At 61.0% G+C, this 23,862-nt stretch carries 26 protein-coding genes; 14 read left to right on the forward strand and 12 right to left on the reverse strand.

From position 1 onward, the window contains the following. Nucleotides 1–13: 13 nt before the first annotated feature. Nucleotides 14–499, forward strand: a complete 486-nt coding sequence (locus ACK9YZ_RS03005; RefSeq protein ID WP_416065623.1) for a peroxiredoxin — start codon at nucleotides 14–16, stop codon at nucleotides 497–499. Between the two features lie 319 nt (nucleotides 500–818). On the opposite strand, the gene ACK9YZ_RS03010 is transcribed toward ACK9YZ_RS03005, so the two are convergent. Then, nucleotides 819–1,067 carry a type II toxin-antitoxin system ParD family antitoxin gene (locus ACK9YZ_RS03010; RefSeq protein ID WP_416065624.1) on the reverse strand — a complete coding sequence of 83 codons (249 nt, stop codon included), beginning with the start codon at nucleotides 1,065–1,067 and terminating at the stop codon, nucleotides 819–821. A gap of 133 nt (nucleotides 1,068–1,200) precedes the next feature. Between ACK9YZ_RS03010 and ACK9YZ_RS03015 the strand changes: the two genes are divergently transcribed. From ACK9YZ_RS03015 to ACK9YZ_RS03030, 4 genes are read left to right on the forward strand one after another with little or no spacing between them, the layout of a single operon-like run. Further along, a complete protein-coding gene (locus ACK9YZ_RS03015) occupies nucleotides 1,201–1,329 on the forward strand; it encodes a hypothetical protein (RefSeq protein ID WP_281411216.1) in 129 nt (42 codons plus the stop codon). Beyond that, the gene (locus ACK9YZ_RS03020) at nucleotides 1,326–2,066 is read left to right on the forward strand and encodes a metal ABC transporter ATP-binding protein (RefSeq protein ID WP_416065625.1); all 741 of its coding nucleotides are present in this window, start codon (nucleotides 1,326–1,328) and stop codon (nucleotides 2,064–2,066) included. The genes ACK9YZ_RS03015 and ACK9YZ_RS03020 overlap by 4 nt, the downstream gene beginning before the upstream one ends. Continuing rightward, nucleotides 2,063–2,935 carry a metal ABC transporter permease gene (locus ACK9YZ_RS03025; RefSeq protein ID WP_183735546.1) on the forward strand — a complete coding sequence of 291 codons (873 nt, stop codon included), beginning with the start codon at nucleotides 2,063–2,065 and terminating at the stop codon, nucleotides 2,933–2,935. Before ACK9YZ_RS03020 ends, ACK9YZ_RS03025 begins: the two co-directional genes overlap by 4 nt. A gap of 15 nt (nucleotides 2,936–2,950) precedes the next feature. Beyond that, complete coding sequence (locus tag ACK9YZ_RS03030; protein ID WP_216757262.1) at nucleotides 2,951–3,850, forward strand: metal ABC transporter substrate-binding protein; 900 nt, start codon at nucleotides 2,951–2,953, stop codon at nucleotides 3,848–3,850. A gap of 12 nt (nucleotides 3,851–3,862) precedes the next feature. Here the strand turns inward: ACK9YZ_RS03030 and ACK9YZ_RS03035 are convergent, their stop codons facing one another. The 6 genes from ACK9YZ_RS03035 to thrC all read right to left on the reverse strand — a co-directional run bounded on the left by ACK9YZ_RS03035 (nucleotide 3,863) and on the right by thrC (nucleotide 11,114). After that, entirely contained in the window at nucleotides 3,863–4,171 is a 309-nt protein-coding gene (locus ACK9YZ_RS03035) for a Dabb family protein (RefSeq protein WP_192727920.1), read from the reverse strand. A 102-nt stretch (nucleotides 4,172–4,273) separates the two neighbouring features. After that, nucleotides 4,274–4,699, reverse strand: a complete 426-nt coding sequence (locus ACK9YZ_RS03040) for a hypothetical protein (protein WP_216757264.1) — start codon at nucleotides 4,697–4,699, stop codon at nucleotides 4,274–4,276. Nucleotides 4,700–4,833: 134 nt separating this feature from the next. Next, nucleotides 4,834–7,746 carry a sensor domain-containing phosphodiesterase gene (locus tag ACK9YZ_RS03045; protein ID WP_216757265.1) on the reverse strand — a complete coding sequence of 971 codons (2,913 nt, stop codon included), beginning with the start codon at nucleotides 7,744–7,746 and terminating at the stop codon, nucleotides 4,834–4,836. Then, nucleotides 7,743–8,357 (reverse strand): GNAT family N-acetyltransferase, encoded by a 615-nt coding sequence (locus ACK9YZ_RS03050; protein WP_416065626.1) that lies wholly within the window; start codon nucleotides 8,355–8,357, stop codon nucleotides 7,743–7,745. Before ACK9YZ_RS03050 ends, ACK9YZ_RS03045 begins: the two co-directional genes overlap by 4 nt. 30 nt (nucleotides 8,358–8,387) lie before the next feature. After that, nucleotides 8,388–9,686 carry a M16 family metallopeptidase gene (locus tag ACK9YZ_RS03055; RefSeq protein WP_416065627.1) on the reverse strand — a complete coding sequence of 433 codons (1,299 nt, stop codon included), beginning with the start codon at nucleotides 9,684–9,686 and terminating at the stop codon, nucleotides 8,388–8,390. Between the two features lie 27 nt (nucleotides 9,687–9,713). Further along, entirely contained in the window at nucleotides 9,714–11,114 is a 1,401-nt protein-coding gene (gene thrC / locus ACK9YZ_RS03060; RefSeq protein WP_416065628.1) for a threonine synthase, read from the reverse strand. 265 nt (nucleotides 11,115–11,379) lie between these two features. Here thrC and ACK9YZ_RS03065 point away from each other — a divergent pair, with 265 nt between their 5' ends. Then, nucleotides 11,380–12,063 carry a hypothetical protein gene (locus ACK9YZ_RS03065; protein ID WP_216758813.1) on the forward strand — a complete coding sequence of 228 codons (684 nt, stop codon included), beginning with the start codon at nucleotides 11,380–11,382 and terminating at the stop codon, nucleotides 12,061–12,063. Between the two features lie 153 nt (nucleotides 12,064–12,216). On the opposite strand, the gene ACK9YZ_RS03070 is transcribed toward ACK9YZ_RS03065, so the two are convergent. Together ACK9YZ_RS03070 and ACK9YZ_RS03075 are read right to left on the reverse strand one after the other, a co-directional pair. Further along, the gene (locus tag ACK9YZ_RS03070; protein ID WP_416065629.1) at nucleotides 12,217–12,906 is read right to left on the reverse strand and encodes an HAD-IA family hydrolase; all 690 of its coding nucleotides are present in this window, start codon (nucleotides 12,904–12,906) and stop codon (nucleotides 12,217–12,219) included. A gap of 163 nt (nucleotides 12,907–13,069) precedes the next feature. Continuing rightward, nucleotides 13,070–13,756, reverse strand: coding sequence for an ArsR/SmtB family transcription factor (locus ACK9YZ_RS03075; RefSeq protein WP_416065630.1), 687 nt, complete (start codon nucleotides 13,754–13,756; stop codon nucleotides 13,070–13,072). Between the two features lie 71 nt (nucleotides 13,757–13,827). On the opposite strand from ACK9YZ_RS03075, the gene ACK9YZ_RS03080 reads away from it, so the two are divergent. The 3 genes from ACK9YZ_RS03080 (at nucleotide 13,828) to ACK9YZ_RS03090 (ending at nucleotide 15,793) form a co-directional block, all read left to right on the forward strand. Continuing rightward, on the forward strand, nucleotides 13,828–14,157 hold the full coding sequence (locus ACK9YZ_RS03080) for an NIPSNAP family protein (protein WP_216757271.1): 330 nt from the start codon (nucleotides 13,828–13,830) through the stop codon (nucleotides 14,155–14,157). Beyond that, a complete protein-coding gene (locus ACK9YZ_RS03085; RefSeq protein ID WP_216757272.1) occupies nucleotides 14,154–14,513 on the forward strand; it encodes an antibiotic biosynthesis monooxygenase family protein in 360 nt (119 codons plus the stop codon). The genes ACK9YZ_RS03080 and ACK9YZ_RS03085 overlap by 4 nt, the downstream gene beginning before the upstream one ends. A gap of 149 nt (nucleotides 14,514–14,662) precedes the next feature. Then, on the forward strand, nucleotides 14,663–15,793 hold the full coding sequence (locus ACK9YZ_RS03090; RefSeq protein ID WP_216757273.1) for a site-specific DNA-methyltransferase: 1,131 nt from the start codon (nucleotides 14,663–14,665) through the stop codon (nucleotides 15,791–15,793). Nucleotides 15,794–15,915: 122 nt separating this feature from the next. Here the strand turns inward: ACK9YZ_RS03090 and ACK9YZ_RS03095 are convergent, their stop codons facing one another. From ACK9YZ_RS03095 to mutY, 3 genes are read right to left on the reverse strand one after another with little or no spacing between them, the layout of a single operon-like run. Further along, entirely contained in the window at nucleotides 15,916–16,281 is a 366-nt protein-coding gene (locus ACK9YZ_RS03095) for a nuclear transport factor 2 family protein (protein ID WP_216757274.1), read from the reverse strand. Between the two features lie 3 nt (nucleotides 16,282–16,284). Next, nucleotides 16,285–16,899 carry an HAD family hydrolase gene (locus ACK9YZ_RS03100; RefSeq protein WP_216757275.1) on the reverse strand — a complete coding sequence of 205 codons (615 nt, stop codon included), beginning with the start codon at nucleotides 16,897–16,899 and terminating at the stop codon, nucleotides 16,285–16,287. A 2-nt stretch (nucleotides 16,900–16,901) separates the two neighbouring features. Further along, nucleotides 16,902–17,993, reverse strand: a complete 1,092-nt coding sequence (gene mutY, locus ACK9YZ_RS03105) for an A/G-specific adenine glycosylase (protein ID WP_416065631.1) — start codon at nucleotides 17,991–17,993, stop codon at nucleotides 16,902–16,904. Between the two features lie 97 nt (nucleotides 17,994–18,090). On the opposite strand from mutY, the gene ACK9YZ_RS03110 reads away from it, so the two are divergent. From ACK9YZ_RS03110 to ACK9YZ_RS03130, 5 genes are all read left to right on the forward strand, one after another. Beyond that, nucleotides 18,091–18,579, forward strand: coding sequence for a DUF721 domain-containing protein (locus ACK9YZ_RS03110; protein WP_416065632.1), 489 nt, complete (start codon nucleotides 18,091–18,093; stop codon nucleotides 18,577–18,579). 58 nt (nucleotides 18,580–18,637) lie between these two features. Beyond that, nucleotides 18,638–18,862: a DUF6290 family protein gene (locus ACK9YZ_RS03115; RefSeq protein WP_183735562.1), complete on the forward strand. Its 225-nt coding sequence runs from the start codon at nucleotides 18,638–18,640 to the stop codon at nucleotides 18,860–18,862. Beyond that, nucleotides 18,846–19,115 carry a type II toxin-antitoxin system RelE family toxin gene (locus ACK9YZ_RS03120; RefSeq protein ID WP_416065633.1) on the forward strand — a complete coding sequence of 90 codons (270 nt, stop codon included), beginning with the start codon at nucleotides 18,846–18,848 and terminating at the stop codon, nucleotides 19,113–19,115. Before ACK9YZ_RS03115 ends, ACK9YZ_RS03120 begins: the two co-directional genes overlap by 17 nt. 139 nt (nucleotides 19,116–19,254) lie before the next feature. Next, nucleotides 19,255–19,953 carry a DsbA family protein gene (locus tag ACK9YZ_RS03125; protein ID WP_007818069.1) on the forward strand — a complete coding sequence of 233 codons (699 nt, stop codon included), beginning with the start codon at nucleotides 19,255–19,257 and terminating at the stop codon, nucleotides 19,951–19,953. A 72-nt stretch (nucleotides 19,954–20,025) separates the two neighbouring features. Next, entirely contained in the window at nucleotides 20,026–23,484 is a 3,459-nt protein-coding gene (locus ACK9YZ_RS03130) for a chromosome segregation SMC family protein (RefSeq protein WP_416065634.1), read from the forward strand. Nucleotides 23,485–23,862 lie beyond the last annotated feature (378 nt).

Raw genomic sequence — 23,862 nt, forward strand, 5'->3', positions numbered from 1 at the left:
GAGGAGAAAATCCATGACCATCGCGATCGGCGGCAAGCTTCCTGCCGCCACCTTCAAGGAAAAGACTGCCGACGGCCCGGTCGAAACCACCACCGAGCAACTCTTCGGCGGCAAGCGCGTCGTGCTCTTCGCCGTGCCCGGCGCCTTCACGCCCACCTGTTCGCTGAACCACCTGCCGGGCTATCTTGAAAACCGCGATGCCATTCTCGCCAAGGGTGTCGACGATATCGCCGTTCTTGCCGTCAACGATTGGCATGTCATGGGTGCCTGGGCACAGTCTTCGGGCGGCCTCGGCAAGATCCACTTCCTCGCCGACTGGGATGCCGGCTTCACCAGGGCAGTCGGTCTCGATGCCGATCTCTCGGCGGGTGGCCTGGGCGTGCGCTCCAAGCGCTATTCCATGCTGGTCGAAGACGGTGTCGTGAAGTCGCTCAACGTCGAAGAAACGCCCGGCCAGGCAACGGTTTCCGGTGCTGCGGCGATGCTTGAGCAGCTCTGAGCTGGAAACGTATCATTGCGAATGTCAAAGGCGCCCTCGGGCGCCTTTTCAATGCTCGACGTTGAAATGCGCATCGATATCGCGATGGCCTTCCAGAATATTCACGATCTCAAGTGCATCGTTTCTGTATTGAAAGAAGATAACGTATGTCCGGTATGCCACGCTTCGCATTTCCGGACGCAATTCGGGTCACGACATCTTTTACGGAGCTTGGAGACGAAACTCTCCGCAAGTTCGGTACCTCCGCTTTGCTGCTCAATGTAATCCAGAATATAGAGGATGTCGCGTTGGGCGTCTGTCAGATAGCGTAATCGAGGCACTATTTAGCTCTCTTCGCCTTTAGTTCAGCCACTCTCGTTTCGATCGCCGCTCCAAGTTCATCGTCGCTAACATTGCCGCCACGAGCAATCGAGGCTTCCAGCGTTTCGCGAAGCCTAGCAAGCTTCGCTTCCCGCTCCTCTACCAGCCGCAAGCCTTCGCGCACCACTTCGCTCGCAGAGCCATAGCGTCCGTCTTTGACGGCTTGTTCAACGAATTTTTCCCAGCGTTCACCAATGGACACGTTCATAGCAATCGTCTCCGTCCAATCTCGATAACAAAATATGCGCATTAGATAGCATTGCGCCAAGAGTGCATTCCGCCTCATTCTCGCCGCAATTGTTATAACATAACTGTAATGTTATTACGTAAAGGAATTGAGAATGCCGCCCATATCCGCACATTTTGCCATTAGTCTCCTTGGGCAGTCGGCGTTTCTGCGCCTGAGTGGTGCGGGCGCCATCGTCGCGCTTCTCTGGCTGGCGATCCATTGGGCGATCCTGCTGCCATGAGCGCTGCGATCATCCGCCTCGACAACCTGACGGTCTCCTATGATCGTCATCCTGCACTCCATCATCTCTCCGGCACGTTTCAGCCCGGCAGCCTGACGGCAATCGCCGGGCCGAATGGCGCCGGAAAATCAACGCTGCTCAAGGCGATCATGGGGGAATTGCGTCCTGCAGAGGGGCGGGTGGAGCATCGTCTCCAGCGCACGGATTTCGGCTATCTGCCACAGGCGGCTGACATCAACAGGCGCTTTCCGATCTCGGTGCTGGATACGGTGCTGCTCGGAAGCTGGCGCTCGGCCGGTGCCTTTGGCCGCATCGCAAAGCAGGACACTGCGCGTGCCCGCGCCGCGCTTGCCACCGTCGGTCTCGAGGGGTTCGAAAAGCGCCATATCGGCTCGCTTTCGGCCGGCCAGTTCCAGCGTGTGCTCTTCGCCCGCCTGCTGCTGCAGGATGCGCGCATCATCCTGCTTGACGAACCTTTCACCGCCATCGATGCCCGCACGACCAGGGATCTGCTCGACATTGTCGTCCGCTGGCATGGTGACGGGCGGACGGTGATTGCCGTGCTCCATGATTTCGAACAGGTGAGGGCGTATTTCCCGGAGACCTTGCTGCTTGCCCGCCGGCTGGTCGGCTGGGGGCCGACGCAGGAGGTCATGTCGTCTGCCAATCTTCTGCAGGCCCGCGCCATGGCCGAACGTTGGGATGAGGATGCCGAAGCCTGCGAGCCGGCGGCATGACGGCCTACGATATCTTCTTCGCACCCTTTGCCGATTATGGCTTCATGCGCCGTGCGCTCGTCGCCTGCCTGTGCCTGGGGCTTGGTTCCGGCCCCATCGGTGTTTTCCTGATGCTTCGCCGCATGAGCCTCATGGGAGACGCCATGAGCCATGCCGTGCTGCCCGGTGCCGCGGTCGGTTACCTCGTCGCCGGCTCGCTGTCGCTGACGGCCATGGGCATCGGCGGACTTGTCGCTGGTCTTTCCGTCGCGCTGCTGTCAGGTGTCGTCAGCCGCATGACCGTGCTGCAGGAGGATGCGAGCTTTGCGAGCTTCTATCTCGCATCGCTGGCCTTGGGCGTTCTCATAGTCTCCTTGCGTGGCTCCAACATCGATCTGCTGCATGTGCTTTTTGGCACCATCCTCGCGATCGACGCGCCGGCGCTGACGCAGATCGGCGCCATCACGTCGGTCACACTATTGGCACTCGCGGTCATCTATCGGCCGCTGGTCGCGGAATGTTTCGATCCCGGCTTCCTGCGCGCCGTCGGCGGGCGCGGACCGGTCTATCATTTCCTCTTCCTGCTGTTGGTCGTGCTGAACCTCGTTGCGAGCTTCCAGGCGCTCGGCACGCTGATGGCCGTCGGCCTGATGATGCTGCCGGCTGCGATCGCCCAACTCTGGTCGCGCAGCTTGTCCGCCATGATGATCATTGCGGCGGCAAGTGCCGCGGCTTCCGGCTATCTCGGCCTCATCGCCTCCTATCACCTCGAGCTTGCCTCCGGCCCGACGATCATCATGACCGCGGCTCTGCTCTACGGCCTCTCCATTTTCTTCGCCCCGTCGGGCCTTGCCCGGCGCTTCTTCCCCCGCCCGCATCTGAAGGGCTGATTACAGGAGACATCGATGTTACCTAGCAGATTGCTTCTTTCCGCCGCCTTGCCCATCCTGATCACGCTTTCGGCCGTGCCGGCTTCGGCCGAAACGCTGAAGGTCGTCGCCTCCTTCACCGTGCTTGCCGATGTCGTCCGCCAGGTTGGCGGCGATCACGTTAAGGTCACGAGCCTCGTCGGCCCGAACGGCGATCCCCATGAATTCGAGCCGTCGCCGGCCGATGCGAAGGCGCTGAATGCCGCTAAAGTCACCTTCGTCAGCGGCGAGGGACTGGAAGGCTGGATGGACCGCCTGATCACTGCCTCTGGCTACAAGGGCAAGCCGGTCACGGTCTCCGAAGGCATAAATACCCGCACGATGGAAGAGGATGGCAAGACCGTCACCGATCCGCATGTCTGGAACAGCCCCGTCAACGTGAAGGTCTGGGTCGCCAACATCGAGAAGGCGTTGTCCAACGCCGACCCGGCCGATGCCGCGGCCTACAAGGCCAATGCTGAGAAATATACAAAGAAACTGGACGAACTGGATGCCTATGCGCATTCCAAATTCGACAAGATCGCCGATGACCGCCGCAAGGTGCTGACGAGCCACGATGCGTTCGGCTATTTTGGCCGTGAATATAATGTCAGCTTCCTGGCACCGCTTGGTCTCTCGACAGAAAGCGAAGCCTCCGCAGCCGACGTCTCCAAGCTGATCGAGCAGATCAAGCAGGAACACGTAAAGACCTACTTCTTCGAAAACTCCAACGATCCGCGCCTCGTCAAACAGGTCGCCACCGCGACCGGTGCCGAGCCGGGCGGTGAGCTCTACGTCGAATCTCTCTCGGACTCGAAAGGCCCAGCCCCGACCTACGAGAAGATGTTCCGCTACAATGTCGACCAGCTCTCCACCGCCATGGCGAAGTCGAGCTGAGTTACCAAGGTCTCAGATAACGAGATCGAAAACCAAGAGGCCGGCCAAGCCTCCATCCGTCGACGAGACGATGCGCTCGCCGACGGTCACATGCTCGGGATGCACGAGATAGGTATCACGAGCCTCGGGGCTTTCGAAGGTCACGGCAAAGCCGTCGACGAAACCGCCATGCAGCCCCTCGGGTGAAACATTCGGCCCGTATTTAATGTCAAGAATTCCCGGGATCACCTGCTTCAGCGCCACGATGGCGTCGAACAGCGCCTGCTTGTCGTCAGGCGTCATAGCGCTCTTCAGCCGCATGAATACGCAGTGCAGGATCATAAGGTGCCTCCCGGTTGTGTTTTCGGGCAGAATAACGAGGAAAACGGCAAGGGCAATGATATTCCGTTTCCGCAGTCGCTAGACCTGTCGGAGCCAGGCAGCCTACATCTGGTCCGCTACCGTTACCGGACGCTTATAGATCTTGCGGACCAGATCGTTGGACAAGCCGCGTGCAGCGGTCTTCTGCTCCTCCGTCATCGGACGGCAGGTATCCTTGAGGTTGGAGCCGTCGATCACGGTCGCTGCCCCGGAATTGGCGATAACGATATGCCAACTGCAAGCAGCGACCTTGTCGATGATCACAGCGCCCCGGCAACCAGTCGAGAGGCAGAAGGCCACGATGACCTGCGCGCCGTGATCTCCTTTGTGGGCGAGCGTATAGGCGGCCGTGAAGTCCCTCTTCAATTTTTCACAACGTCCCGGCTCGTCTGCCGCCTGGCAGCTCAGTGCGGCGGGTTGGAATTCGGCGGCGTAGAGGGGAGAGACGCAACAGGCGCCCATCGAGAGAGCGAGCAAAAGCTTGAGCATTGGATTTTCCTTGTTGCGTTGAGGCAGAGGGTCACATCGACGGCCAATGGTCAATGGCGCCACCTGGCAAAGAAAGCCGTATCGATCGAAGAGCCGCGAATCCCCCGGAAAAAGCCGGTGAACGGGCCTTGGGATCAAGCACGCTTCGTCAGCGGAAAGCGTTCCCTCAGCAGCCGCAGCACCGATTCCGACGGCATCGGCGGGCCGAAGAGGTAGCTCTGGCCATAGCTGCAGCCCATCTTGGCCAGCTCGATCGCATCCTCGTTGGATTCGATACCCTCGGCCACAACCTTCATTTCCAACTCGCGCGCCATCGAAATGACCGATTTCAGCACGGTCGCCTTCTTGTCGCTGTTGTCGCGCACCAGCGCCCTGTCGAGCTTGATCGTGTCGAAGGGGAAGCGGGTAAGGTAGGCGAGTGAGGAATAGCCGGTGCCGAAGTCGTCGAGCGCCAGGCCGAGGCCGGCTTCCTTCAGCTTTTGCAGCACGAGGCGCGCCTGTTCCGGATTCTCCATCACCATGGATTCCGTCAGCTCGAGCTTCAGTTGCGAAGGATCGCAATGGGTCTTCGCCAGCACCGAGCGGACGTCGTCGTAGAGCTCGTTGTTGAGTAGCTGCACGCTGGAAAGATTGATGGAAACGAAAATCGGCAGTTCGCCGGTCTGGTTCTGCCAGGCCATCAGGTCGTTGGTCGCCTGTTCCAGTGCGAAAATGCCGAGTGCGCCGATAATGTCGGATGTTTCGGCGATCGGGATGAACTCGGATGGCGGGATATTGCCGCGCTTGGGGTGCTCCCAGCGCATCAACGCCTCGAAGCCGGCGATCTCGACATCTTCCAGCCGGGCGATCGGCTGGTAGACCATCGAAAGCTCCTTGCGCTCGATGGCGCGGCGCAGATCCGATTCGAGCTGCAAACGGTCGGTGCCGAAATCGCGGAAGGCCGGCTGGAAGGGCTCCACGCGGTTGCCGCCGGCGCGCTTGGCCCGATACATGGCAAGTTCGGCGTCGCTGAGCAAACCCGACGCGCTCTCCTGCTGGTCCACCCAGGAGGCGAGGCCGATGGAGGCAGTCAGGATAATCTCCCGGTTGGAGAAGTTGATCGGCACCATGATCGCCTTGCTCATTGCATCGGCGAAATCCGCGACCTTGGCCGGATCATGCTCGGAAACGAGGATGAGGCCGAACTGATCGCCGGAAAGGCGCGCCAGCGTATCCTGCGGCTTCAGCAGGCGTCGCAGGCGGCGGGTGAGCGCGATCAGGATATTGTCACCTGCGGCGACACCGAGGGAATCGTTGACCAGCTTGTAGCGGTCGATGTCGATCACCATCACGGTCGGGCGCAGCGTCTCGCCGCCCGGCGCCAGCGTCAGCACCGACTGCAGGCGGTCGAGGAACACCTGCCGGTTCGGCAGACCTGTCAGGTTGTCGTGCAATGCATCGTGCAGTAGCCGCTCGACGGAATTCTTCTGTTCGGTCACATCGACAATCGTGCCGACGCAGCGGATGATCTCGCCGTTCGAGCCGAGAACCGGCCGGGCGCGGATCAGCAGCCAATGGAAATGGCCGTCTTCGGCGCGGATACGGAACTCGTGGTTCAGCCGCCCGCGGCGATGTTCCAGCAGCACGTCGAGCGTGGCGCGGAAGCGATCGCGATCGTCAGGGTGCAGCCGCGGCAGCCAGTTGCGCGCCGCACCATGCATCGCACCCGGCGACAGCCCGAGCTTGACGGAAACGTCGGGAATGGTGACGACGCGGTCGCGCGCCACATCCCAGTCCCAGACCATGTCGCCCGAACCCGTCAGCGCCAGCGACTGGCGTTCGAGATCGGAGAACAGCCCCTGCTGGAAGGCGCCGCCGGCAAAGGCGTGCTGCATGACGGTAAAGCCGATCAGCAGCACGATGAGAACGAGGCCACCGCCGAGTGCCGGCTGGATGATGTCATTATCGAGCCGGCCGGTAATCGTCATCCATGCGCCGAACAGCCAGACGAGCGTCAGCGCCCATGCAGGCACGAGCAGGATGGCGCGGTCATAGCGGTTGAAGCCGAGATAGATGATGAGCAACAGGCCGGTCGCCGCCGTCAGCGCGAAGGACAGCCGCGCGATGCCAGCCGCGATCGACGGATCGTAGATCGCAACGCCGAACAGCAGCGCGAGGCCCAGCACCCATGCAAGCGTGGCATAGCCGAGATGCACATGCCATCGATTGAGATTGAGGTAGGTGAACAGGAAGATGACGAAACTGGAGGCGAGCGCCACCTCCGCACAGGCGCGCCATATTCGTTGATCTGCCGAGGCGACGCTGATCAGCTTTCCCAGAAAGCCGAAGTCGACGCAGATATAGCCGAGCACAGCCCAGGCGAGGGCCGCCGTCGCCGGCAGCATCGAGGTTCCCTTGACGACGAAGAGGATCGTCAGGAAGACCGCAAGCAGGCCGGCAATGCCGAGAACGATGCCGCGATAAAGCGTAAAGGCGTTGATCGTATCCTTATACGCGTTCGGCTCCCACAGATAGATCTGCGGCAGATTGGGCGTCGCAAGTTCGGCGACGAAGGTGATGACCGCGCCGGGGTTCAGCGTGATGCGGAAGACGTCGGCATCGTCACTCGGCTGCCGGTCGAGCGCAAAACCCTCGCTCGGCGTGATCGCGATGATGCGCTGCGAGCCGAGGTCGGGCCAGAACAGCTTGGAATTGACGAGACGGAAGTGCGGCGCGACGATGACGCGCTCGAGCTGCTCTTCCGAAACGTTGGCAAGCGCAAAGACCGCCCAGTCGCCCTGATGGTTTTCCGAGCTCGACCGCACCTCGATGCGCCGGCGGATGCCATCGGCGCCGGCAGCGGTGGAAACCTGGAAGGCCTCGCCCTGGTTGGCGTAGATTTCAGTCGTGGCAGTCAGGTCCAGCGCTGTGTCGTCGCGGGAAATCTTCACCGGTTCGGCCGCCTGCACGGTTCCCGCCGCAAGGGCGAACACAGACAGGAGAAGGGCTGCGATCACCGCGATCACTCGTCCGGACGGTGACGTCGGCAGCATGCGGTCTTTGTTCATCGGCTGTTGGGTTTCCTGCCTGTATCCGCGTCGGTGGCCAAGCGTGAAAACATCACGTGATCGTGCCACTGACCGTTGATCTTCAAATATCCGCGCAGGTAGCCTTCCCGCTGAAACCCGGCTTTCTCAAGCAGGCGAATGCTCCGTGCGTTGTCTGGAATACAGGCTGCTTCGATACGGTGCAACTCAAGGCCTGCGAAGATATAGGGAATAACCAGTTGAAGTGCGGCAAACATATGGCCCTGGCCGGCATAACGCTCGCCCATCCAGTAACCGATCATGCAGCTCTGGGCGGCGCCCCGGCGGATGTAACCGATGGTAATGCCACCGACGAGCGCCATATCAATTTTCTGGAAAATGAAGAGCGGGATCGCCTGTCCCGAGGCATATTCCTGCTTACCGCGGATCACCCGGGCGCGAAAAGAACCTTCCGTCAGCTCGTCGCGGCGCCATGTAGGCTCCCAGGGTTCCAGAAAACGGCGGCTGTCGGCGCGAAGCCTGTGCCACTGGTTGAAATCCTGGTAGCGTGGCAGACGCAGGACATATTTGTCGTTTTCGAGTTCGACCGCTTCAGGCTGTCGCGACAGGAACCGAAAAACCGATTTTGGCATCGATAACCCCCGACGCAACGGATATGTCCGTCAGCGGCTTGCCTGCCTCGTCTTCGGTCCCGAAACCGAAAGCGAGGCGGTGATGTGTTCCATCGGGGCAAGCTGCTCGAGCGGGCCGATCGCCGAAAGCGTCGGGACGGTATCGTAGAAGAGGCGGCCGGCAAGATCGGTCAGGCGCTCGATCGTGATGCCTTCCAGGCGTTCCATCATCTCCGGATTGGAGATCGGACGGCCGTAGAGCATCATCTGTCGAGCGACCTGGCCGGCACGCGCCGCAGGACTTTCCTGGCCCATGAGAAGCTGCGCACGGATCTGGGCGCGGGCGCGCTCGATTTCCTTCTGGTCGATATTGTCGGCCGATTTGTGCAACTCGTCGATGATGACGGGCACCAATTCCGGCAGGTTTTCGCCGCCGGTCGCGGCGTGGATGCCGAAGATGCCGGTATCGGAAAAGCCCCAGTGGAAGGCATAGACCGAATAACAGAGGCCGCGGAACTCGCGCACTTCCTGGAACAGGCGGGAGGACATGCCGCCGCCGAGGATATTGGCAAGGATCTGCGAGCAGTAGAAATCACGGGCGTGATAGGCCTTGCCCTCGAAGCCGAGCAGAATCTGTGCGTCCATGAGATCGCGCGTTTCGCGCACATTGCCGCCGATATAACGTGCGGCTTCCATGACCGGCGGCGCGTTGGCCGCGGTCGGCAGGCTTGCAAAACGGTCTTCGACCATGCGCACGAATTCGTCATGCTCGACGGCGCCGGTCGCCACGACGAACATCCGGTCGGTCGTATAGTTGCGGCCGAGATAGGTGCGGATCTGTTGCGGCGTGAAGGAAACGACGGTTTCCGGAGTGCCGAGGATCGGCCGGCCGAGCGTCTGGCCGCGATAGGCCACCTCGGAGAAACGGTCGAAGACGACATCGTCGGGCGTGTCGTTGGCCGCATTGATCTCCTGCAGGATGACCTGCTTCTCGCGCTCCAGTTCTTCTTCCTCGAAGGCGGATTCCGTCAGGATATCGGCCAGGATATCGACGGCGAGCGGCACGTGGTCCTTCAGGACCCGGGCATAATAGGAGGTCGTTTCGGTGGAGGTAGCGGCGTTCACTTCGCCGCCGACATCCTCGATTTCCTCGGCAATCTGGCGCGCGGAGCGTCGCCCCGTGCCCTTGAAGGCCATGTGCTCGAGCAGGTGGGCAATGCCGTGCTCGTCTTCCGTCTCGTTGCGCGAACCTGATTTGATCCAGACTCCAAGCGCAGCGCTTTCAAGGTGCGGCATGGTCTGTGTGACTACTGTCAGCCCGGATTTGAGCCGGGTGCACTCAACTGTCATGTGCTATCTTTCTGCGCCTGCCGTCATCTAGCTGCGGGCATGCTTGCCGATAAAGGTTTCAACCGCTTTGAGCTCGGGCTCGATGATCTGGAAGCGCTCCTCCCTGTGCATCAGATCAGCAAGCCACGTCGGAAGCGCCGGGTCAATACCGGAGGCGGATTTTACGGCAGCCGGGAATTTCGCCGGATGGGCGGTGGCAAGCGTCACCATCGGGGTACCAGGCTTTTCCCGCTTGGCGGCCACGAAGACGCCGATCGCCGAATGCGGATCGAGCAGATAGCCGGTTTCCGCATAGGTCTTGCGGATCGTTTCCGCCACCTGGCGCTCACTCGCGCGGCCAGCGCGGAAATCCTTTTTGATGAATTTAAGCGCTTCGGGCGAAATTTCGAAACCATTGGATTGCTTGAGGCTCTCCATTGCGGCACGCACCTTGGAGGCGTCGCGGTCATAGGCTTCGAACAGCAGCCGCTCGAAGTTGGAAGATATCTGGATATCCATTGATGGAGAAGTGGTGGCCTTCACCGCCTTCATGTCATAACGGCCGGTCTTCAGCGTCCGCGCCAGGATATCGTTCTCATTGGTGGCGATGACGAGCTTGTCGATCGGCAGGCCCATGCGCTTGGCACAATAGCCGGCGAAGATATCGCCGAAATTGCCAGTCGGTACCGTGAAGGAGATCTTCCGGTCCGGGCTGCCGAGTGCCACCGCCGTGGTGAAATAATAGACGATCTGGGCCATGATGCGCGCCCAGTTGATCGAGTTGACACCCGAAAGCTTCACCTTGTCGCGGAAGGCAACGTCATTGAACATGGCTTTGACGAGGTTCTGGCAATCGTCGAAATTGCCCTCGACGGCAAGCGCATGCACATTGCCGGCCGTTGACGTCGTCATCTGCCGCTGCTGTACCGGCGAGACCTTGCCATGTGGGAAGAGGATGAAGATGTCGGTGCGCTCGCGGCCGGCGAAGGCGTCGATCGCCGCGCCACCCGTATCGCCCGAGGTGGCGCCGACGATGGTTGCCCGCTCGCCGCGCTTTTCCAGCGCATAATCCATCAGGCGGGCGAGAAGCTGCATCGCCACGTCCTTGAAGGCGAGCGTCGTGCCATGGAAGAGCTCCATGACGAAGCTGTTCGGGCCGGTCTGGACCAGTGGCGCGATCGCCGGATGGCGGAAAGTGCCATAGGCTTCGTCAATCATCGCCCGGAAGGTTTCGTCTGGGATTTCGCCATTGGTGAAGGGCGAAAGGATGGTGAAGGCGATCTCCTGATAGGTCTTGCCGCGGAGCGCCCGGATTTCCTTTTTGGAAAAGTTCGGCCATTTGCGGGGAACGTAAAGCCCGCCATCGCGCGCCAGCCCAGCCAGAAGGGCGTCGCAAAAGCCGAGGGAAGGGGCCTCGCCGCGGGTCGAGATATAGTCCACGTTCGTCATCCTTGATCTATGGCTGGAGAGTTTCCGTGCGGAAAACGGGCCGTCGCCGCGCCGCCGAAAAGAGGGGGCTTGCCGGCCTGCCCGAGCGGTGTCGCAGGTATCCTATTGAACTTGCCCGCATCCGGCTGCGAAAAGTGCATCAAAACGGTGCTTACCCAATCGATTTTTCTTTGCGCCGCTGATATAGACCATCGCCAACTGTCATGAAAGGCCTTGCGCGAAAGTCGCGAGAACCTAAAAGAAAAGCGTTTGCAAGGGGTGGAATATCGTGCTCGGCAAGGTCTCGCGTCTCATTGTTTCCGCATCGCTCTTTGCCGCCCTTGCCGGCTGCAATTCGCTCGGCCTCGGCGGCGACAGCAAGCCTGAAGCTGCAGCTGCGAGCAGCGGCTCCGCTCCGCTTCAGCCGAACGGCAATGCCCAGATCATGCCGGTCGCTCCATCAAATCCTTCGTCGAACCAGGCCCCGATCGGCACCGGCGTTACCGCGCAGGGAACGGTCGCACCCGTTGTGCAGGGTGCATGCCCGCAGATCTTCATGCGTGACCAGGACGCGATCTATCGCACCTATGCGAAAGGTGCGAAGACCGGTGATCCGCAGCAGGTCGTCTTCCAGGCATCTTTCGGCGACTACAGCCGCCAGTGCATGCTCAGCGATACGGCGCTCTCCATGACCGTCGTGGCACAGCTTCGCCTCGTCGCCGGTCCGGGTGGCACGCCGGGTCCGGTCACTCTGCCGATCCGCATCTCGGTGCTGGATGGTCAGGACGTGCTGTCATCAGAAGTCGTTCACTTCCCGACGCAAATTCCGGCGGGCTCCCCTGCCACGCAGGTCATCTTCCGCCACGAAGGCATCAAGATGCCGGTCGGTTCCGGCGCGCTGGTCCGCGTCAATGTCGGCTTCGACACCCAGCCCGCCAAGAACGCCAAAAATTCCAAGAAGAGCAGCTAGGCAATCGCCTGCTCGCGATCTCGTACAATTGAACGCGCTGTAGTGCCGCGGCACGTGCGGCCGCGCGACAAACCCTGTCCACAATATAAAAGGGCCCGCGAATCTGCGGGCTCAGCCTGCGGTTTTCTGTCAGAGGCTCGCAGCCAGCTGCCCTTAGAGCACGCCTTCCCATTCGGCGAGTGCGGCAACCACACCCGGCAGATCGTTCATGCGAGAGATGACGGTCTCCGCGCCTGCATCCGTCAACTTGTCGGCATGCGAGGGATAGGTGTGCGAGCCGCCGGTGAAGCCGATCACCCGCATGCCTGCAGCACGCGCAGCGTGGACACCATGCGTGGAATCTTCGACGACGACTGTTTTGGAAGGCGAAACGCCCCTCTGGCTTGCGCCATGCAGGAAGATATCCGGCTTCGGCTTGGCGCGATCGGGGCCAAGATCCTTCGCAGAGAAGATATTGGGCGCGAAGAGCTTCTTCAGGCCGACCTTGCCAAGCATCATGTCGAGCCGCTGGCTCGATGAGTTCGAGCAGATGCAGCGCTTCATCGAAAGGCGGCTGATGGCGAATTCGACGCCGGGAATGGCCTGGACTTCCTGTTCGAGCCGGATATCCAGAAGCTTCTGCGACTGATCGATGAGGGACGCCGAAAGCGGAATGCTCGCTTCCCGTTCGATCTGGAGCAGGATGTCGTGCCAGGTGAGACCGGCGAAGCGCTCGTTCATCTCCTCGATGCTGATCGGATAGCCTGCTTCCGTCAGCAGCTTGGATTCGACATCCGCTGCGATGATTTCGGAATCGACCAGAACGCCGTCACAGTCGAAAATGATGAGGTCGAAGCCGTCCATATACTCATGCCTTATTCGGGGATGATGCGGCTTTACACGATGGCGGACGAAAGCTCAACCGATGGCGGGGCATGGCTGGAATGCGCGGCGCGGGCAGCTTTGCGGCGAGCGGCTGGAGCACGGTCGCTCACCATCGTATCAGGGACAAGCTGGTCGTGCCTTGCTAGCTTTCCAGCGGAAACAATTTCAGAAACTGCCGCTCGCCTTCGGGTGAAAACACCACGGAGCGGCTTTCCGGTATCCGTCGCGCCCAGCCCTTTTCCATGAAGCTTGCCAGTAGTGCCTTGCCGAGGCTGCCAGCGAGATGGGCGCGGCGTTCGCTCCAGTCGAGGCAGGAGCGGCAGAGCGGCCGGCGAGAGGATTTGAGGCTGCCGATATCGATGCCGATGCATTGCAGATCGTTCTCGCCCTTGGTTGTTACCGCAAGCCCGTCGCCGACGGCATCGATCGATCCCGATGCGACCAGGCTGTCCAGCATGCGTACGCCGTAATCGCCGGCGAGGTGATCGTAGCAGATGCGCGCCTTGCGCAGTGCCGGATCCTTCGGTCCGGGCTGGTGGCGCAGATGCCCGCGGCTTGCGGCAAGACCCATCATGCTTTCGATCAGCCGAGCCACCGCCTCGTCGGCCAGAGTGAAATAGCGGTGCCGACCCTGCTTGCGCTGGGCAAGCAAGCCGCCGCCTTCCAGCTTTGAGAGATGTGAACTCGCCGTCTGCAGCGTGATGCCGCCGGCTGCCGCGAGCTCCGTCGCCGTCAGCGCACGGCCGCCGGTCAGCGCCGCCAGCATGTTGGCGCGGGCCGGATCGCCGATGAGCGCACCGATCTGCGCGATGTCAGGTCCTTCCTTCATACTTCGATCGTAACCGAAGCATGTCAGTACCGCAATGTGCGAAAGCTCCTCTCATACGAAAGGAGAAACCGATGATTACCTGCTTCATCCGCTATGAGATCGACCCCTTCCGCAAGGATGCCTTTGCCGAATATGCCCGCAACTGGGGAGAGGCGATCCCGCGCAACGGTGCCGACCTGATCGGCTATTTCGGTCCGCATGAAGGTTCGGCGACGACGGCCTACGGCGTCTACAACATCGAAAGCCTCGCAGCCTACGAGGCCTACCGTGCAAGGCTGACCGCCGATCCGCTCGGCCGGAAGAACTACGAATTCGCCCGCCGCGAGCGCTTTATTCTCAAAGAGGACCGGATCTTTCTGAAGAACGTCTCGGCCCCGCATGCGAAGCTGGTGCTGCCATGATCGCCGTCATCTTCGAAGTCATTCCCTATCTCGGCGAGCGCCACAAATATCTCGATCTTGCCGGTGAACTCAGATCCGAACTCCAGAAGATCGACGGCTTCATTTCCATCGAGCGTTTCGAGAGCCTGACGATGCGCGGCAAGATCCTCTCGCTGTCCTTCTTCCGGGATGAGGAAGCGGTGCACCAGTGGCGTAATCTCGAAGCCCATCGGGCGGCGCAAAAGGCCGGCCGGAACGGCATTTTCGCCGATTATCGCCTGCGCATCGGCCATGTCGTCAGAGACTACGGCATGCTTGAGCGGGCCGAGGCACCTGAGGACAGTAGGCAGGTTCACGCGCCTCAGGCGGCAGAGTGAAATCGGGGCGGGCGCAGCCGGCTGTCCGCCTCTTTCTTATAGGTAAACCGGAATATTTTCCCGAAACGGGTCGGTGCTTCAGGCTTTGGTAACCAACTTGCGTAACCATAACGGAGAGTTAAGCGTAAAGCGTATGGGTGAGTATTTACATGGCGTCTGTATTTCCGCTTGCCGACCTGAAGACTTCCGTAAAGCCGGGTTCTTGGGTCGACACGATCATCAAGGGTGATTGCGTTGCAGCCCTCGAGGCTCTTCCGAACCAGTCCGTTGACGTCATCTTCGCGGATCCGCCCTACAACCTCCAACTCGGCGGCACGCTGCACCGGCCGGACCAGTCGCTGGTCGATGCCGTCGATGACGAATGGGATCAGTTCGCTTCTTTTGAAGCCTATGACGCCTTCACCCGCGCCTGGCTGCTCGCCTGCCGCCGTGTGCTGAAACCGACGGGCACGATCTGGGTGATCGGTTCCTATCACAATATCTTCCGCGTCGGCGCCACGCTGCAGGATCTGAACTTCTGGATCCTGAACGACATCGTCTGGCGCAAGACCAATCCGATGCCGAATTTCAAGGGCCGTCGTTTCCAGAACGCCCATGAGACAATGATTTGGGCAAGTCCGAACGCCAAGGCCAAGGGCTATACCTTCAACTACGATGCGATGAAGGCCGCCAATGACGACGTGCAGATGCGCTCCGACTGGCTGTTCCCGATCTGCAGCGGCAATGAGCGCCTGAAGGGCGAGGACGGCAAGAAAGCCCATCCGACGCAAAAGCCGGAAGCGCTGCTCGCCCGCGTCATCATGGCCTCATCGAAGCCCGGCGATGTCATCCTCGATCCCTTCTTCGGTTCGGGAACGACCGGTGCCGTCGCCAAGCGTCTCGGCCGCCACTTCGTCGGCATCGAGCGCGAGCAGGACTATATCGATGCGGCCTCTGCCCGCATCGCCGCTGTCGAACCGCTCGGCAAGGCGGAACTGACCGTCATGACCGGCAAGAAGGCCGAAGCGCGTATCGCCTTCAACGTGCTGGTCGAAAGCGGCCTCATCAAGCCCGGCCAGGTGCTGACGGATGCCAAGCGCCGTCACAGCGCCGTGGTGCGTGCCGACGGCACGGTCGCTTCCGGCGGCGAGGCCGGCTCCATTCATCGTCTCGGCGCGAAAGTGCAGGGCCTTGATGCATGCAACGGATGGACCTTCTGGCATTTCGACGACGGGCAGTCCCTGCGCCCGATTGACGAATTGCGGTCCGTCATCCGCAGTGACCTCGCAAAGGTGGGCTGAGCAGCACCTTGCAAGGTTGAGACCAACCTTTCTTCCGGTTTGTACCTCCAGTTACGGAAGAAGAAAAAGAGGCCCGGGGTCGAAAAACCCCGGGCCTCTTCTTTCAGGACCGAAGTTCTTCTTCAGAATTCCTGATAGTCGATCACATCGACCCGCGTGACCTTGCCCTCCTCGTTGAAGGTGATCGTCTCTTCGCCCTCGCGTATCAGCGGCTTGCCGGTCTTGCTGTGCGTTGCCCGAACGGACCAGACGGCCCGGCCGGAAAGCGGCGTTAGCGTTTCGACCAGCGAATTCTCCGCCGTCTGATCCGGATAATCGTCGAAGTAGCGACGGAAGGCGGCCATGATTTCTGCCCGGCCGGCAAGGCTGCCAACACCGTTGGAGACGTAGGTCGCGTCCTCCGCGAACCAGTTCTCGATCTCGGGAAAATCGAGCGCGTTGATCGCCGCGTGGAAGCGGTCGATGGCATCAGCGGGATCGAAAGACATCGCTCAGGCCTTCAGTCCATAGGTGGCAAGATCGGCGCGCAGCTTGTCGGCGCCGGTGAAGAGCACGGCATTCCAGCCGGCTGCCTTTGCGCCCTCGACATTGACAGGCGCGTCGTCGATGAAGATGGTCGCTGTCGGGTCGAGGCCGAAGCTCTTGGTATGCGTTTCGTAGATCGCGATATCCGGCTTGATGAGACCGACATCACCCGAAACGGTCACGCCGCGCGGCTTCTTGAGAAAGGCGAAGCGCTGTTGTGCCTCGCGGAACGTGTCGGAGGCGAAGTTTGTCAGCATCGTCACGTCCCGGCCCTCGTTGATGAAGCCTTCCATGATCGCGACGCTCTCTTCATAGGCATGCGGCACCATTTCGTGCCAGTGCTTGCGGAAGGCGCGGATATGTTCTTCGCGGGTCGGATGCTGCTCGATCAGCAGTGCCTCGGCATCGGCCCAGGTGCGGCCGCGGTCCTGCTCGATGTTCCAGTCATGGGTGCAGATATTGGCGAAAAACCAGTTGCGCTCGGCCTCATCGGGAATGAGGCGGCTGAAGGGAATATGGGGATCGTAATGAATAAGAACTTTGCCGATATCGAAAACGATATGCTTGATGTCGTTTGCCATAGTCATCCCTTGGCTGTTTTGAACGCGAGAGGAATAGCCGCTGCGATCGCTTTTTTCATGATGGTCGGCAGCGCCTGAGCTTCAAGATTTGTAACCGGCTCCCACCATCCGTCATTGGTCTGAACGGGGGCAGGGATTGCCACGCGGAAGATCGAAAGCCTGAGTTCGAAATGGGTGAAGACATGCGTGACGGTGCCCGCACTTTTCCATCTGGCTTTGAAAGGTGCAGCCTGTGCCGACGTTTCGCCATCCTGTCGCGACGTCCATGCCGTCGTCGGAATTTCCGTCATGCCGCCGAGCAGGCCGCTTTCGACACGCCGCCGCAACAGGATCTCACCCTCGGAGGTAACCGCCACAAAGGCTGCGCCACGGCGGATCGGTTTCTCCTTCTTCGCGGCCTTGACCGGGAACTGCTCGGGATCTTGCAGCCGCAGGGCTTCGCATGATCCGTTAAAGGGACAGAGCGAACAGGCCGGGCGTTTCGGCGTGCAGACCGTCGCGCCGAGATCCATCATGGCCTGCGCGAAATCACCGGGCCGGTCGGCAGGCGTCAGCAACGCCACTTTCTGGCGCATCAGCGGCTTGGCGGCCGGAAGTGGGGTGGCGATGGCATAGAGCCGTGAGATCACCCGCTCTACATTGCCGTCCATCACGGCCGCCTGCCTGTTGAACGCGATTGCCGCAACCGCTGCCGCTGTATAGTCGCCGATGCCTGGTAGGGCTTTCAGCCCCTCTTCGGTGTCCGGAAAGACGCCTCCATGCTCGCTGGCAACGGCTTCGGCGCATTTCTTCAGATTGCGTGCCCGCGCATAGTAGCCAAGCCCAGCCCAGGCCGCCATCACATCCTCACTTGGTGCCTTTGCGAGATCGATCACCGAGGGCCACTTCGCCAGGAAATTGGCGAAATAGGGCTTTACTGCCGGAACTGTCGTCTGCTGCAGCATCACCTCCGACAGCCAGACGTGATACGGGTCGGCCTTGATGCCGCGTTTCGCCATCGGCGGTGATACACGCCAGGGCAGGTCGCGGTGATGGCGGTCATACCATTCAAGGAGTGGGGAGGCGGTCGGCGCGTCCAGTGTGCGTGTCGTCATTATTTGCCGCGATCAGGGGAAGTGCTCTATACTTGGCGAAGCAACGCGGCGCGATCAAGCCGGTGGTTTCGAAAGACCACCGCTTACCAAGGTTTCGATGAGTTATCCACGCAAAGGTGAGAAGCAGATTTCCGAGCTGACCAACGGCATCATCGATCCCGTTCTCGCCCGCCGCGCCGGCATCAACTCCGCACTTCTGGGTTCCTGGGATGAGATTGCCGGCGAGGACTTCGCCGATTGCACCCGGCCGGAAAAGATCGCCTGGGCGCGCGGCGGTGATGACGGCAGCTTCCGCCCCGGCGTGCTGACGGTTGCCTGCGAGGGAGCGCGCGCGCTTTTTCTCACCCACGCCCGGGGCGAGCTGATCCAGCGCATCAACAGCTTCTTTGGCTTTGCTGCCGTCCATCAGATCCGCATCGTCCAGAAGCCGGTCTACCAGCCGGTCAAGCGCTCCCGCACACCTCCGCCGCTGAAGGGCGAGGCGGCCCGCAAGCTGGAAAGCATGATGCAGGGCTTGGAGGACGAAAAGATCAGGCGGGCGATCGCCCGGCTCGGGACGGCGGTATTGGGAAAACGGGGCAGATAGGTTTCGTTTGATCCAGGATCTGCTCTAGTGCTATACATGTATAGCAATGGAGGCTCCTATGCTCGCTTTAAGATTGCCGCCGGAGATTGAAGCTCGCCTGGATGCGCTTGCAAAGCGCACCGGGCGAAGCAAGAGTTTCTACGCGCGACAGGCTATTCTCGAACATCTTGACGATATGGAAGACATCTTCCTTGCCGAAAAGCGCCTTGAGGAGCTTCGCAAGGGAGAAACCGATACTGTGCCGCTCTCGGACTTGATGGCGCGGTATGGCGTGGAGAATTGAGTTTCACCGGGCTGCGGAGCGTGAACTCGAAAAGCTCGGCCGCGACGCCGCCAGCCGCATCCTCCGCTTTCTGAACGACCGCATTTCAAAGTTGGACGATCCAAGATCGGTCGGAGAGGCGCTGAAGGGCTCCGAGCTGGGAAACTTCTGGAAATACCGTGTCGGAGACTATCGCGTAATCGCTGACATCAATGATGGCGCAGTTTGCATTCTGATTGTGCGCATCGGCAATCGCCGCGATGTGTATCGATAATGAGAAATCCTGCATGGTTTTGACTACTCGTCTTTCGCAGGTCACAATTCTTTGAAGAAAGTTGGCGAAGCGTGCCTTGTTCGTGGCTTCTGGCCGTTATATCGCACAATCAGCTGCCACACTTGTTTATGGGGAACCCATGCGCATCTCTGAAATGCAACTGACGAAACGCCAGCTTCTGGGCGGAGTCGCCGCCGCAACCGCATCCATGGCGGTATACGGTACGGCGCAGGCGCAGGCAGCCGTCGAAATCCCGAAGCCGGATGGCGATGTGGATATGGCCAAGGTGATGACCCCTGGCGCACTGCCGGAAATGGCGCTCGGCAAGACCGACGCTCCGGTCAAGATCGTCGAATATATGTCGATGACCTGCCCGCACTGCGCCCACTTCCACAACACCACCTTCGATACCATCAAGCAGAAATACGTCGACACCGGCAAGGTCGAGTTCGTCCTGCGTGAATTCCCCTTTGATCCGCGCGCTGCCGCTGCCTTCATGCTCGCCCGCTGCAACCCGCAGAAGCCGGAAGAGCTCGCAACGCCCGAGCAATATTTCCCGATGGTCGCCATGCTCTTCAAGCAGCAACAGGTCTGGGCTGCCGCCGATGATGGCCGCGCCGCGCTGCTTCAGATGTCGAAGCTCGCCGGATTTACTGAGGATAGCTTCACGAAGTGCTTGACGAACCAGAAGCTGCTGGATGAAGTGAATGCCACGCGGGAAAGGGGTTCCAAGGATTTTGGCGTCAACGCCACACCGACGTTCCTCATCAATGGCAAGCGCTATTCTGGAGACATGCCGGTTGACACCATGTCGGCCCTCATCGACAGCCTCCTCTGATCCGTACCGTTTTGCGAAGGCGGGCGACGGCGAGAGCCGTGTGCCCGCTTTTTTGTTTGGTGAGGCGGTGGCATGAAGTTCAACAAGCTTCGCCTTGTCGGCTTCAAGTCCTTCGTCGAACCGACCGAATTCATCATCGAGCGCGGCCTGACGGGCGTCGTCGGTCCGAACGGCTGCGGCAAGTCCAATCTCGTCGAAGCCCTCCGCTGGGTCATGGGCGAAAATTCCTACAAGAATATGCGCGCGTCCGGTATGGACGACGTGATCTTCTCGGGTTCGGGAAATCGCCCGGCGCGCAATACCGCTGAAGTCGGCCTCTATCTCGACAATGGCGAGCGCACCGCACCCGCCGCCTTCAATGACAGCGATGAAATCCAGGTCACCCGCCGTATCGAGCGCGAACAGGGGTCGATCTACCGCATCAACGGCAAGGAAAGCCGTGCCAAGGATGTGCAGCTTCTCTTCGCCGATGCCTCCACCGGCGCGCGTTCTCCCTCCATGGTCGGGCAGGGCCGCATCGGCGAGCTGATCTCGGCAAAGCCGCAGGCTCGCCGCCAGTTGCTGGAAGAAGCGGCCGGCATTTCCGGCCTGCACTCCCGCCGCCACGAGGCCGAGCTTCGCCTGCGCGCGGCCGAAAGCAATCTGGAGCGTCTCGACGACGTCACCTCGCAGCTCGAAAGTCAGATCGAGAGCCTGAAGCGTCAGGCCCGCCAGGCAAACCGCTTCAAGACGCTTTCCGCCGATATCCGCGCCCGCGAGGCAATGCTCTTGCATATCCGCTGGGTACAGGCGAAGGAGGCAGAAGCCGAGGCCGACAGTGCGCTCAATCAGGCAACCGTCGTCGTTGCCGAGAAGGCGCAGATCCAGATGGATGCGGCGAAGAACCAGGGCATCGCCAGCCTGAAGCTCCCGGAACTGCGCGAAGGCGAAGCGCGGGCAGCTGCCGCACTCCAGCGCCTGCAGATCGCCCGCAGCCAGCTTGAGGAAGATGCCAACCGCATCCTGCGCCGCCGCGACGAACTGACCCGTCGTCTGGCGCAGCTTGCCGAAGACATCAGGCGCGAGGAACGGCTTGTTGCCGACAATACCACGATCCTCGCAAGGCTTGATGCCGAAGAGGCCGATATCGCCGAAATCCTGGCCGATTCCGGCCGTTATGCCGAGGAGACGCGGCAGGCTTTCGAGGAGGCGGCGGCGAAACTCGCAGATAGCGAACGCATCTTCACTATCCTGACGGCAGACCGCGCCGAAGCCGCCGCCGGCCGCAATCAGCTCGAACGCGCCATCCGCGACCTCGCCGACCGCAAGCTGCGCCTCGAACGCCAGATGGACGAAGCCAACCGTGAACTCGCCGGCATCGAGCAGAAGATCGCGACACTGCCGGATCCGGACGAAAAGCGCGCAATGGTCGAGGCGGGTGAGGTCGCCGTCGCCGAAGCCGAGGCGTCGATCCAGTCTGTCGAGCAGGCACTTTCAAAGGCGCGCGAAACCGAGGCACTTTCGCGCTCTCCTGTCGAACAGGCGCGCAGCAAGCTCAACGCGCTGGAAACCGAAGCTCGCACGATCCAGCGCATGCTGGCGGTGGCTGCGGCAGGCGAATTTCCGTCGGTCGCCGAAGAGCTGAAGGTCGATCGTGGTTTCGAGACGGCGCTCGGTGCTTCTCTGGGAGACGATCTCGAATCCCCACTCGATCCGAATGCGCCCGCCTACTGGTCGGAAAACGGTGATGGTGTCGGCGATCCGGCGCTGCCCGCAGGCGCCGATCCGCTGCTGAACCATGTCTGCGCACCTGCCGCGCTGATCCGCCGCCTGCGCCAGATCGGTCTGGTCGCTGCCGCCGATGCACCGCGTCTGGTGAAGGAGCTCAAGGCCGGCCAACGGCTGGTCACCAGGGAAGGGGCGGTCTATCGCTGGGATGGTCATGTCACTGGCGCGGATGCGCCGAGTGCGGCTGCCCTTCGACTTGCCCAGAAGAACCGACTTGCCGAGTTGGAAGGCGAGGCTGAGCTTGCCCGCGATGTCCTGGCTGAAGCCGAAGAACGTCTCGCCGCCGCCGCCGAGACCATCCGCGGCGAAGAGCGCCGGCTTGCTGAAGCCCGTGATATGAGCCGCCTGTCCGCCCGCCATCTGGCTGAAGCGCGGGAAGCACTTGCCGCTGCCGAGCGCGCTTCCGGTGATCTCATTCGCCGCCGCGATGTCATTGCCGAAGCTGTCAGCCAGTTGCAGGCGCAGCTTGAGGATATCGCCGTTCAGCAAGAAAATGCCCGTATCGAACTCGAAGACGCGCCGGATCTGACTGCGCTCGATGAACGGCTGCGCTTCCAGCAGGCCGAGGTCGCGACGGATCGCGGCGCCCTCGCCGAAGCCCGCGCCCGCCACGAGAGCCTCAACCGGGAGAATGATGCCCGCCAGCGCCGCATTGTCGCCATCGGCCAGGAGCGCGAGACATGGCGCCAGCGCGCTGCCAGCGCCGAGGACCACATCGCCACGCTCCGCGAGCGTGAAGAAGAGGCGCGTGAAGAGGCCGCCGAACTGGAAATGGCGCCGGACGAATTCGACGACAAGCGCCGCGCGCTGCTGACGGAGCTGCAGAAGGCCGAGGAAGCCCGTCGCCATGCTGCCGATCTCTTGGCTGAGGCCGAACTGCTGCAGCGCGATGCCGACCATAAGGCGGCGACGGCACTTTCCGAACTCGCCGAAAGCCGCGAGCGCCGCGGCCGCGCCGAGGAACGCCTCGTCTCCGCTCGCGAGAAGCGGCAGGAAAGCGAACAGCGTATCCGCGAGGCGCTGAGCGTGGCCCCGCATGAGGCGCTGCGCCTTGCCGGCCGGCCGGGACTGCAGACCCTGCCCGATCCGCATGAGGTCGAGCGCGAGGTCGAGCGGCTGCGGATCGAGCGCGAGCGACTGGGTGCTGTCAACCTGCGTGCCGACGAGGAGCAGAAGGAGCTCAGCGAGAAGCTGGAGACGCTCGTCAAGGAACGCGACGACGTCATCGATGCTATCAGAAAACTGCGCGGCGCAATCCAGAGCCTGAACCGTGAGGGCCGCGAACGCCTGATCGCCGCCTTCGATGTCGTCAATGCCCAGTTCCAGCGCCTCTTCACTCACCTCTTCGGCGGCGGCACGGCCGAACTGCAGCTCATCGAATCAGACGATCCGCTGGAAGCTGGCCTCGAAATCCTCGCCCGCCCGCCGGGCAAGAAGCCGCAGACCATGACATTGCTGTCGGGTGGCGAACAGGCGCTGACGGCGATGGCGCTGATCTTTGCCGTCTTCCTCACCAATCCTGCGCCGATCTGCGTGCTGGATGAAGTGGACGCCCCGCTCGACGACCATAATGTCGAGCGTTACTGCAATCTGATGGATGAGATGGCGGCGTCTACGGAGACGCGATTCGTCATCATTACCCACAATCCCATCACCATGGCCCGCATGAATCGCCTCTTTGGCGTCACAATGGCCGAGCAGGGTGTTTCCCAGCTTGTTTCGGTCGATTTGCAGACCGCAGAGCGTCTGCGCGAGACGGCGTGAAGCGGCATTTTAATTAAAGACCAAAAAAGGTCACCTTCACATCGGGTACGTACCCCATTTGGGTGATGCTCTTTTGCGCGTATTGCATTAGAAGTTGTTTTATCGCAACCGTGTCATTGCGGATAAGTAGCAATCGGTCGTTGCGAGCCGTGGAATTTGCAATGCAGTCTTCGGGTGAGGTGGGGACCGAAGGCCGCCGGGCATAAATGGACCCCCCGTCCGGTTTTCCTGGCCGGACGGAAACAAGGCTTTGCGGGACCGTTGTTGCAGTCCCGCAAAGCTTTTTTTATGCGCCTCTCGATTTTCAATCGTTTGATTCTGTATCCCGTTAGGGATTTATTGTGCAGCGCAACATTTCGCCGCAATTGTCGATTTTCA

It is taken from the genome of Rhizobium sp. ZK1, assembly GCF_047782645.1.
GTDB lineage: Bacteria > Pseudomonadota > Alphaproteobacteria > Rhizobiales > Rhizobiaceae > Rhizobium.

Bases quoted from the DNA above. Each gene is read 5' to 3' on its own strand.
- ACK9YZ_RS03005 (WP_416065623.1), top strand. From the start codon at position 14: ATGACCATCGCGATCGGCGGCAAGCTTCCTGCCGCCACCTTCAAGGAA.
- ACK9YZ_RS03010 (WP_416065624.1), bottom strand. From the start codon at position 1,067: ATGAACGTGTCCATTGGTGAACGCTGGGAAAAATTCGTTGAACAAGCC.
- ACK9YZ_RS03015 (WP_281411216.1), top strand. From the start codon at position 1,201: ATGCCGCCCATATCCGCACATTTTGCCATTAGTCTCCTTGGGCAGTCG.
- ACK9YZ_RS03020 (WP_416065625.1), top strand. From the start codon at position 1,326: ATGAGCGCTGCGATCATCCGCCTCGACAACCTGACGGTCTCCTATGAT.
- ACK9YZ_RS03025 (WP_183735546.1), top strand. From the start codon at position 2,063: ATGACGGCCTACGATATCTTCTTCGCACCCTTTGCCGATTATGGCTTC.
- ACK9YZ_RS03030 (WP_216757262.1), top strand. From the start codon at position 2,951: ATGTTACCTAGCAGATTGCTTCTTTCCGCCGCCTTGCCCATCCTGATC.
- ACK9YZ_RS03035 (WP_192727920.1), bottom strand. From the start codon at position 4,171: ATGATCCTGCACTGCGTATTCATGCGGCTGAAGAGCGCTATGACGCCT.
- ACK9YZ_RS03040 (WP_216757264.1), bottom strand. From the start codon at position 4,699: ATGCTCAAGCTTTTGCTCGCTCTCTCGATGGGCGCCTGTTGCGTCTCT.
- ACK9YZ_RS03045 (WP_216757265.1), bottom strand. From the start codon at position 7,746: ATGAACAAAGACCGCATGCTGCCGACGTCACCGTCCGGACGAGTGATC.
- ACK9YZ_RS03050 (WP_416065626.1), bottom strand. From the start codon at position 8,357: ATGCCAAAATCGGTTTTTCGGTTCCTGTCGCGACAGCCTGAAGCGGTC.
- ACK9YZ_RS03055 (WP_416065627.1), bottom strand. From the start codon at position 9,686: ATGACAGTTGAGTGCACCCGGCTCAAATCCGGGCTGACAGTAGTCACA.
- thrC (WP_416065628.1), bottom strand. From the start codon at position 11,114: ATGACGAACGTGGACTATATCTCGACCCGCGGCGAGGCCCCTTCCCTC.
- ACK9YZ_RS03070 (WP_416065629.1), bottom strand. From the start codon at position 12,906: ATGGACGGCTTCGACCTCATCATTTTCGACTGTGACGGCGTTCTGGTC.
- ACK9YZ_RS03075 (WP_416065630.1), bottom strand. From the start codon at position 13,756: ATGAAGGAAGGACCTGACATCGCGCAGATCGGTGCGCTCATCGGCGAT.
- ACK9YZ_RS03080 (WP_216757271.1), top strand. From the start codon at position 13,828: ATGATTACCTGCTTCATCCGCTATGAGATCGACCCCTTCCGCAAGGAT.
- ACK9YZ_RS03085 (WP_216757272.1), top strand. From the start codon at position 14,154: ATGATCGCCGTCATCTTCGAAGTCATTCCCTATCTCGGCGAGCGCCAC.
- ACK9YZ_RS03090 (WP_216757273.1), top strand. From the start codon at position 14,663: ATGGCGTCTGTATTTCCGCTTGCCGACCTGAAGACTTCCGTAAAGCCG.
- ACK9YZ_RS03095 (WP_216757274.1), bottom strand. From the start codon at position 16,281: ATGTCTTTCGATCCCGCTGATGCCATCGACCGCTTCCACGCGGCGATC.
- ACK9YZ_RS03100 (WP_216757275.1), bottom strand. From the start codon at position 16,899: ATGGCAAACGACATCAAGCATATCGTTTTCGATATCGGCAAAGTTCTT.
- mutY (WP_416065631.1), bottom strand. From the start codon at position 17,993: ATGACGACACGCACACTGGACGCGCCGACCGCCTCCCCACTCCTTGAA.
- ACK9YZ_RS03110 (WP_416065632.1), top strand. From the start codon at position 18,091: ATGAGTTATCCACGCAAAGGTGAGAAGCAGATTTCCGAGCTGACCAAC.
- ACK9YZ_RS03115 (WP_183735562.1), top strand. From the start codon at position 18,638: ATGCTCGCTTTAAGATTGCCGCCGGAGATTGAAGCTCGCCTGGATGCG.
- ACK9YZ_RS03120 (WP_416065633.1), top strand. From the start codon at position 18,846: ATGGCGTGGAGAATTGAGTTTCACCGGGCTGCGGAGCGTGAACTCGAA.
- ACK9YZ_RS03125 (WP_007818069.1), top strand. From the start codon at position 19,255: ATGCGCATCTCTGAAATGCAACTGACGAAACGCCAGCTTCTGGGCGGA.
- ACK9YZ_RS03130 (WP_416065634.1), top strand. From the start codon at position 20,026: ATGAAGTTCAACAAGCTTCGCCTTGTCGGCTTCAAGTCCTTCGTCGAA.